This window comes from Micromonospora sp. D75, from assembly GCF_018070405.1.
GTDB classification, from domain to species: domain Bacteria; phylum Actinomycetota; class Actinomycetes; order Mycobacteriales; family Micromonosporaceae; genus Micromonospora; species Micromonospora chalcea.
In genome coordinates, this window is sequence record NZ_JAGPXV010000218.1 from 1 (window position 1) to 8,644 (window position 8,644).

The 8,644-nt window shown below is 73.1% G+C and carries 9 protein-coding genes; all 9 read left to right on the plus strand.

The features are described 5' to 3' along the window. Positions 1-83 precede the first annotated feature (83 nt). Positions 84-1,283, plus strand: coding sequence for a DUF6004 family protein (locus KBX39_RS15185; protein ID WP_030499571.1), 1,200 nt, complete (start codon positions 84-86; stop codon positions 1,281-1,283). Positions 1,284-1,411: 128 nt separating this feature from the next. Continuing rightward, on the plus strand, positions 1,412-1,729 hold the full coding sequence (locus tag KBX39_RS33345; protein ID WP_312247358.1) for a 50S ribosomal protein L11 methyltransferase: 318 nt from the start codon (positions 1,412-1,414) through the stop codon (positions 1,727-1,729). Continuing rightward, complete coding sequence (locus KBX39_RS33350) at positions 1,730-2,308, plus strand: hypothetical protein (RefSeq protein ID WP_247660226.1); 579 nt, start codon at positions 1,730-1,732, stop codon at positions 2,306-2,308. Further along, the gene (locus KBX39_RS15195) at positions 2,308-2,949 is read left to right on the plus strand and encodes a hypothetical protein (RefSeq protein ID WP_043325250.1); all 642 of its coding nucleotides are present in this window, start codon (positions 2,308-2,310) and stop codon (positions 2,947-2,949) included. Before KBX39_RS33350 ends, KBX39_RS15195 begins: the two co-directional genes overlap by 1 nt. 5 nt (positions 2,950-2,954) lie before the next feature. Then, positions 2,955-4,241 (plus strand): AarF/ABC1/UbiB kinase family protein, encoded by a 1,287-nt coding sequence (locus KBX39_RS15200; RefSeq protein WP_064447380.1) that lies wholly within the window; start codon positions 2,955-2,957, stop codon positions 4,239-4,241. A gap of 92 nt (positions 4,242-4,333) precedes the next feature. Then, positions 4,334-5,038 (plus strand): crotonobetainyl-CoA--carnitine CoA-transferase, encoded by a 705-nt coding sequence (locus KBX39_RS15205; protein WP_043325247.1) that lies wholly within the window; start codon positions 4,334-4,336, stop codon positions 5,036-5,038. Between the two features lie 248 nt (positions 5,039-5,286). Then, positions 5,287-6,564 (plus strand): aminotransferase class V-fold PLP-dependent enzyme, encoded by a 1,278-nt coding sequence (locus KBX39_RS15210; protein ID WP_210871156.1) that lies wholly within the window; start codon positions 5,287-5,289, stop codon positions 6,562-6,564. A gap of 22 nt (positions 6,565-6,586) precedes the next feature. Next, entirely contained in the window at positions 6,587-7,726 is a 1,140-nt protein-coding gene (locus tag KBX39_RS15215; RefSeq protein WP_064447382.1) for a PLP-dependent aspartate aminotransferase family protein, read from the plus strand. Positions 7,727-7,764: 38 nt separating this feature from the next. Next, on the plus strand, positions 7,765-8,644 hold an 880-nt coding region (locus KBX39_RS15220), incomplete at its 3' end, for a homocysteine S-methyltransferase family protein (RefSeq protein ID WP_210871158.1).

Genomic DNA, 8,644 nt, shown 5'->3' on the forward strand with positions numbered 1-8,644 from the left:
TCGGCGGGACCGGTCGGGTCCGGTCCACCAGCGGCCCTCAGACCGCCGCTGACCCCTGCCGACAGACATTGGAGGTGTCTGGCTTGAGCACCAGAGAGACCTACGAGTCCCTGAACCTCGAACCCAAGCCGATCCGCCCGCACATCCTCGCCGCGGCAACCGTGGTCTTCGGCGAGGACTACTACTCGGGCCGCCGCGAGACGATCAACCTGTCCGGCTTCGTGCAGCTCAACAAGTGGCCCATGCCGGGCTTCGAGCACAAGGTCGACGAGAACGGCTACGCGCAGTTCGCCACCGAGCTGATCAGCGCGCCCGAGGTGGGCATCAAGGGGTTCAGCTACGAGTTGGACGACCGCATCCAGGTCCTGTCCAACCCGTTCCTGCCCAACAGCGGGCACGTGCGGCAGATCGTGCCGGGCAAGAACTTCCCGGCCGAGTTCTACATCCGCCGCTTCGGCATCCTGGAGTCGAGCACGCTGCGGCTCGCCCACCGCAACGTCATCGACATCTACGGCGTGGTCGACAGCGTCCCGCCGTTCAAGAAGCCGCTGACCGGGCCCTACCTGGGCAAGCCGCGCGGTGACGGTCCCTTCGACGTGATGGCCGCGCCGAACGTCGTCAAGGGCACCACGCTGCCGGAGGCGTGGTACCCGGCCAACGACGAGAACCAGCCGGTCGGGATCACGCCGAACCTGTTCTTCGCGCCCAGCGCCGGCCCGTGCATGTCCATGCTGGTCGACCCGTCCATGATCATGCAGACCTCGCTGGAGGGGCAGATCGAGGTCGAGGTCAACGGCAAGACGGTGCGGGTCGACCTGGCCGGGGACTACCGCAAGGCGGCCGGTGCCGAGGTGCTGCTCTTCGGCCCGGACAAGCACGACGAGGGCCCGGGCGTGCTCGCCCAGCTGGCCCGCGTCGCGGTCGTCGGACACAGCCCGGAGCTGGGTGGCCGGGTCATGCTGCGGGCGAGCTGGCCGCGGGTCTCCGGCGGCACGCTGGGCGAGGGCAACGAGGACAGCCTCAGCCGGCTCAAGTTCCCCGGCGACCTGCACATCGACGCCGAGTTCGAGCTGGTCACGCCGCACGAGACGCTCTACGCCGCCAACTCCGTGCACGTCAACGGCAAGATGCGCGGCATGGAGGCCACCGGCACCGAGCTCAAGCTGGACGGCTCGGACACCGCCCTGGTCACCGTGGACGAGCAGCCGAAGGCTCGCCTCACCGGCGTCAACCTGGTGATGCGGGACGCGCTGGTCGGCGAGCACGCCGCGGTGAACGCCTGACCGACGGGTCCGCTTGACGGGCCTGCCGGCCAGAGGTTCTACTAGTAAAACCAATAGCAACGTACCGTCACGTTGTCCCTCCCGGCTGCTACGGCGGTCGGGAGGGACGCGCGCTCAGGGGGTACCGCGTGGACCAGCGGCTGCTGCTCATGCACCAGATGATGCTCGGCGACGCGCCCCGGCTGCGGGCGTACGACAGGGCGCTGGAGGAGGCCGTCACCCCCGGCGACGTGGTGGTCGACGTGGGCGCGGGGCTGCTCGCGCTCTCCCTGCTGGCGCTGCGGCACGGCGCCGAGCACGTGTACGCGGTCGAGGCCGACCCGGCCACCGCCGCGGCGGCGGCCCGCAACATCGAGGCCACCGACCTCAAGCGACGGCTCACCCGGGTCACCGGCGACGCCCGAACGGTCCGGCTGCCCCGCAAGGCGGACGTGCTGGTCTCCTAGATGATGGGAAACCTCGGCCCGGAGGAGGAGATGGCCGAGGTGCTGCACGTGATCGCCCGTCGCCACCTGCGCCCCGGCGGCCGGGTGGTGCCCCGGCGGCTGCGGACCTGGCTGGCCGCGGCCGAGTTCGCCGACGAGGGCTGGGGGCTGTGGGGCGGCGACTTCTACGGCTACCGGCTCGACCCGGTGCAGGAGCTCGTTGCCCCGGCGGCCCAGCTGCACTTCTTCCAGCGTCCGCCGAAGCTGCTGACCGAGCCCACAGTGGTGCTCGACCAGGCGCTCGACGGCCGGTCGCCGTCCCGGCAGACGCTGCGGCAGCGGCTGCCGGTCATCGCGCCGGGGAGGCTGCACGCCGTGCTCGGCTTCTTCACCGCCGACTTCACCGACGACGTGACGCTGTCGAACTTCCCGTCGTACCCCGGATGCAACTGGGCGGTCTGGGTGTGGCCGCTGCGGCACACCGACGTGGCCGAGGGCGACGAGCTGGCCGTCGCCCTGCGCCGGCCGGCCCGGCGCGACGTCCGCGCCGTGACCGGCTGGCGGCTGGAGTGCGGCCTGTCCCGGCAGAGGAGGTCCTGATGCCCTTCGCGGTGGGTACCGTCCGCGACATTCCCGTCCGTGGCGCTCTCAAGCTCTGCGGCCTGACCTGGTCCGCGGAGTGCCTCTGGTTCTCCGAGGCGGTCTCCAGCCAGATCGCCTCCCTGGACCCGATCAGCGGCAAGGTGGTCCGCCGGCTCGACTGCCCCGGCGTGCGCACCGACCTGACCACGATCGGCGGGCGGCTGCTGCAGGTGGCGGGCGACGACCGCGTGCTGCGGCTGGTCGATCCCGAGGACGGCGAGCTGCTCGGCGAGTTCGGCAACCCGCGTCCCGGCAACGTGCTGTGCGGGCTGGAGGCGACCCGGCACGGGCTCTGGCTGGGCTACGAGGACCTGCGCCAGGTCGACCTGCGTGACCCGGACGGTTTCGGGCTGATCGACACGTTCCCGGTCCGGCAGCCGATCGCCGGCCTGACCGTCTCCGACAGCTACCTCGTCTACTCCGACCGCGACGCGGCCACCATCAACCTGTACGACGTGGCGGCCCGCCGGGAGGTGGCCGCCTACTCGGTCGCGGGCAACCCGACCGGCATCACCTGGGACGGCCGCCGCATCTGGTACTGCGACTTCACCACCCTGCAGCTCCGGGCGATCGAGGTGCCGGGCATCACGAAGGGTTGACGTCCATGGCGACCACGCGCGCTCTGCTGGCCCGCTCGACCCGGATCGGCGCGGTCGGCGCCGCCCACCTGCTGCCGGTGCTGCCGGCGGCGCTGGTCAAGGCGGTCCGAGGTGACCGGGCGGCGGCCCGCCGGCTGCTGTACCGCCGTCTCACCACGTTGCTGATGCGGCTCGGCCCGACGTTCGTCAAGGCCGGGCAGGTGCTCGGCACCCGGCGCGACGTGCTGCCGGCCGCGCTCTGCGACGAGCTGTCGGTGCTCCAGGACCGGGTCGACCCGATGACCCCCGAGCAGACCAGCCGGGCGCTGGCCGAGGCGTACGGCAGCGAGACGCCCGCGGAGTTCGCGGAGATCGACCCGACGCCGGTGGCCAGCGGCAGCGTGGCCTGCGTCTACCGCGGCCGGATGCCCGACGGCGCCGAGGTGGCGCTCAAGCTGCGCCGTCCCGGCATCGAGTCGACGATGGCCCTCGACCTCGCGCTGATGCGGCACGGCGCCCGGGTGATGGCCCGGCTGCCGATGCTGCGCGGCGTCCCGGTGCGGGAGGTGGTCGAGAACATGTGCGGCGCGGTGTTCGGCCAGCTCGACTTCGCCCGGGAGGCGGAGAACCTGCGCCGGCTCAAGGAGAACCTCGCCGTGGTGCCCCGGGTCCGGGTGCCCGGCGTACGCGACGACGCCTGCCGGCCGCGCTGCCTGGTCATGGAGTTCATGCCGGACCTCGACGTGGACGTGGCGCGGTCGATGTCGGCGGCCGTGCGAAAGCGGTTCGCCGCCTCCGCGATGACAGCGATCTACCACATGCTCTTCGTGGACGGATTCGTCCACTGCGACATGCACCCGGGCAACCTCTACTTCACCCGGGGCGCCCAGGTGGTGGTGCTCGACGCCGGGTTCAGCGTGCAGCTCACCGAGGAGCTGCGCCGGCTGTTCGCGGAGTTCTTCATGAACATGTCGATCGGGCGCGGCCGGTACTGCGCCGAGATCGTGGTGCGCAGCGGCACCGGCCTGCGGCCGGACGCCGACGTGGAGACGTTCCTGGTCCGGATGGCCGACCTGGTGGAGCGCAGCCACGGGCTGCCGGCCCGGGAGTTCAGCCTGATCGCGTTCGCCGCGGAGATGTTCGACCTGCAACGCCGCTACGGCGTGCACGCCGCGCCGGAACTCATCTTCCCGCTGCTGTCGCTGCTGGTGATCGAGGGGACGGTACGCGAGCTCGACCCCGACCTCGACTTCCAGGAGCTGGCCAAGCCGGTGCTGATGCGGGGGCTCTTCGGCCGCCGGGCCGCCGCCTGACCGCTGGCCGAACGGTCCGCCGGGCCTGGCCGGTCGCTTCGACAGCGCGTCCCCACCTGCGCAAACAGCCGACTAAAATATACGATAGCGGAATGGCACAGACTGGCCTCGCCGGCAAGCGCTCCTACCACCAGTACTGCGGGCTCGCGTCCGCGCTCGACGTGCTGGGCGAACGCTGGACGCTGCTGATCATCAGGGAGCTGCTGATGGGTCCCCGGCGCTACAGCGAACTGCTCGCGGACCTGCCCGGCATCGGCACGAACCTGCTCGCCGACCGGCTCAAGTTCCTCGTCGACTCGGGCGTGCTGCGGCAGGTCGACGTGCACGGCACCGGCGGCCGGCTCTCCTACGAGCTGACCCCGACCGGGCAGGCGCTGCGGCCGATGGTGCTCGGGCTCGCGCACTGGGGCCTGGAGTTCGTCGGTGACCTGAACGCCGAGGACACGGTCCGCCCGCACTGGGGCTTCCTCGCCGTGGAAGCGATGTTCCAGTGGGACAAGATCTCCCCGATCGACGAGAGCTACCAGTTCCAGGTCGACGACGAGGTCTTCCGCATCGACGTCGCCGGCGGGGTGCCGCGCGTGGCGAAGGGGCCGTCCGACGACCCGGCGATGGTGGCGACCACCGACGCGGCCACGTTCGTGCGCATCGGCGCCGGGCGGGTCACGCCGCTGATGGCGATGGTCGGCGGGCAGCTCAAGCTGGAGGGCGACATCGACGCGGTGCTGCGCTGCTGCGAGCTGCTCGGCCTGGACGCCGGCGCCGCGCCCGCCGCTCAGACGACCTCCGGTCACTGACCCGCGCCAGGGGGTGACGGGACCGGATCACTATATTATTCTGAACTAGCCTCGGCGTTCGTCGGGGCCCGTCGTCGTCCGGCACGCCGCGCCCGTGCGGCACCTCCCGAGCACTGTGGTCCCACGGGGACGACCGGTCCGCCCTCCGTCGCCCGAGCGCCTGACGGCGTCCGTGCGCGTCGCGGGGGCGACCCCGCGCGGCGCGTACGCCGGCACCGACGACCGGCCGTCAAGCGACAGGAGCCGGCATGACGGACACGGTGCGACACGATCCGGAGGCGCTGCCCAGGGCGGTACGGGACGACTTCCCCCTGCTGGCCCGCCGGGCCGGCGACCTCGTCGCCTACCTGGACAACGCCGCCACCACGCAGAAGCCCCGCGTCGTCCTGGACGCGATCACCGACTACTACACCGGGGCGAACAGCAACGTCGGGCGCGGCTACCACCGGCTCGGCCTGGAGTCCACCGAGCGGTACGAGCAGGCCCGCGAGAGCGTCGCGCGGGCGATCGGCGCGGCGCAGCCGGAGGAGGTGCTCTTCACCGCCGGCACCACCGCCGCGGTCAACCTGGTCGCGGACACCGCCGGGCAACGGGTGGCCGGGCCGGGCCGGCGGGTCGTGGTGACCGGCATGGAGCACAACAGCAACCTGCTGCCGTGGCGCCGGCTCTGCGACCGTACGGGCGCCACGCTCACAGTGGTGCCGGCCGGACCGGACGGGCGGGTCGGGGCCGACCGGTTCGCCGCCGCGCTCGGCCCGGACACCGCGCTGGTGGCGGTCACCCACGTCTCGAACGTGCTCGGCACCGTCAACCCGGTACGGGAGATGACCGCCGCCGCCCGCCGGGCCGGCGCGCTGGTGGTGGTCGACGGCGCCCAGGCCGTACCGCACCGGCCGGTCGACGTGCGCGACCTCGATGCCGACTTCTACTGCTTCTCCGGGCACAAGGCGTACGGGCCGATGGGCGTCGGCGTGCTGCACGGCCGCCGGGACCTGCTCGCCGGGCTGCCCCCGTACCAGGTGGGCGGCGGCACCGTGAAGGGCGTCGCGGCCGACCAGCCGGTCCGCTACCTCGACGGGCCGGCCCGGTGGGAGGCCGGCACGCCGTCCGTGGCCGGCGCGGTCGGGCTGGCCGCCGCCCTGGACTACCTGCGCGACCTCGGCTGGGACGCGATCCGCCGGCACGACCGGGCGCTGGTCCGGCACGCCGTCGACGTGCTCGCCGCGATCGACCGGGTGCGGGTGGTCGGTGACCCGGCCGCCGACCCCAGCGGCATCGTCTCGTTCGTGGTCGACGGCATCCACCCGTACGACGTCGGGGCGCACCTGGACCGGCACGGCGTGGCGGTGCGCTGCGGCGTGCACTGCGCCAGCACCTTCCTCGACGAGATGGGCCTGCTCGGCACGGTCCGGCTCTCCTTCGGCGTCTACAACACCACCGCCGAGATCGACCTCGTCGGCGAGCTGCTCGCCGGCGTACGACCGGGTCCCTGGACCACCGACCACCCCGACGTCCGGTTCCTCTGAGCAGCGCCCGGAAGGGAGCGTCATGAGGTTCGACACCCGGCTGGTGCACGTCGGCCAGCGACCAGTGCCCGGCACCGGCGACGTGGTGCCGCCGATCCACCTCGCCACCACCTACGACCGCACCGCCCAGGACCCGCCGCGCTACTTCTACGCCCGGGGCGAGCAGCCCAACCGGGAGGCGCTGGAGGAGTGCCTCGCCGCGCTGGAGGACGCCCGGCACGCGACCGTCTACACCAGCGGGCAGGCCGCCGCCACGACGGCGCTGTCGCTGGTGCCGCCGGGCCGGCTGGTGCTCGCCTCCGACGACGTGTACGGCGGCACCCACCAGTTGCTCGCCGCCGCCGCCGAGCGCGGCGTGACGGTCCGGCCGGTGGATTTCGCCGACCCGGCCGAGCGGGACCGCGCGCTGTCCGAGTGCGGTCCCGAGCTGGCCATGGTGTGGCTGGAGACGCCCACCAACCCGCTGCTCAAGGTCGCCGACATCGCCGCGGTGTCCGACCTCGCGCACCGGCACGGCGCCCTGGTGGTGGTGGACAACACGCTGGCCGGGCCGGTACTGCAACGACCGCTCGCGCACGGCGCGGACATCACGCTCTACAGCACCACCAAGTCCGTCGCCGGTCATCTCGACGTGCTCGGCGGCGCGCTCGTCTACCAGGACGAGGAGCTGCACCGGCGGTTCCTGGCCTACCGCACGGTGGCCGGCAACGCCCCCGGCGGCTTCGACTGCTACCTCACCCACCGCGGCCTGAAGACGCTGTCCCTGCGCACCGCCCGGCAGGTGGAGAACACCCGCGCGGTGGTGGCGGCGCTGCTGGCCGAGCCGAGCGTCGCGACGGTCAGCTATCCGGGCCTGCCCACGCATCCGCAGCACGCGGTGGCGGCCCGGCAGATGACCGCGCCCGGCGCGCTCGCCGCCTTCGAGTACCGCGGCGACCCGGCCAAGCTGCTCGACCGGGTACGCCTGTTCACCGCCGCGGTCAGCCTCGGCGGCGTCCGCTCCCTGATCGAGTGCCCGGCGCTGATGACCCACCGCCCGGTGCCGCCCGAGGTACGCCGGCGTCTCGGGTTGACCGACCGGCTGATCCGGATCTCACCCGGCATCGAGGACCCGGCCGACCTGGTCGAGGACCTGGTCACCGCGCTGCGTGACGGCGCCTGACCCGCTGACCGGCATTACCGCCCCGCGAAGGAGGAGACATGTCCGCATTCACGACCGGCGGCGCCCCGGTGGTGCTCGACGGAGGACTCGCCACCGAGTTGCAGCGCGCCGGGCTGCCGTACCAGCCCCCGTGGTGGGGCACCGCGGCGTTGCTGGCGGACAGCCGGCGGCGCGTGCTGCGCGACGTCCACGAGCGGTTCCTGACCGCCGGGGCGCAGGTGCTCACCGCGAACACGCTGCGCTGCAACCTGCGGGCGCTGCGCCGCGCCGGACTGGAGGACGCCGGCCTCGGCTGGATGGTGCACGCGGCCGTCGGCGTCGCGCTCGCCGCCCGCAACACGGCCGGCGCGCCCGGCACCCGGATCGCCGCGTCGATGGCTCCGGTGGAGGACTGCTACCGGCCGGACCTGGTGCCGGCCGACGACGAGCTGCGTGAGGAGCATCGCTGGCTGGCCGTGGAGCTGGTCCGGGCCGGGGTGGAGCTGGTGCTGGTGGAGACCATGAACACCGCCCGCGAGGCACGCATCGCGGTGGAGCAGGTACGCGAGGTGGGCGCCCGGGCCTGGGCCGCCTTCGTCTGCGACGACCAGGGCCGGCTGCTGTCCGGCGACTCCCTGGTGGACGCCGCCCGCGCGGTGCGCGCCGCCGGGGCCGAGGTGGTGCTTGTCAACTGCACCGCCCCGGAGGCGACCGAGCGGTGCCTGCGGGCGCTGCGCGACGCCGACGACGGCCCGATCGGCGCGTACCCGAACCTGGAGGACCGCCGCGACGGCGCGCCCGGGCCGCGCCCGCTGCTCGACCCCGCCGAGTTCGGCGACCTGGTCGCCGGCTGGGCGGTGGAGTACCGGCTCGCCGTGGCCGGCGGGTGCTGCGGCGCGTCGCCGGCGCACATCGCCGCGCTGACGGCCCGGCTGAACG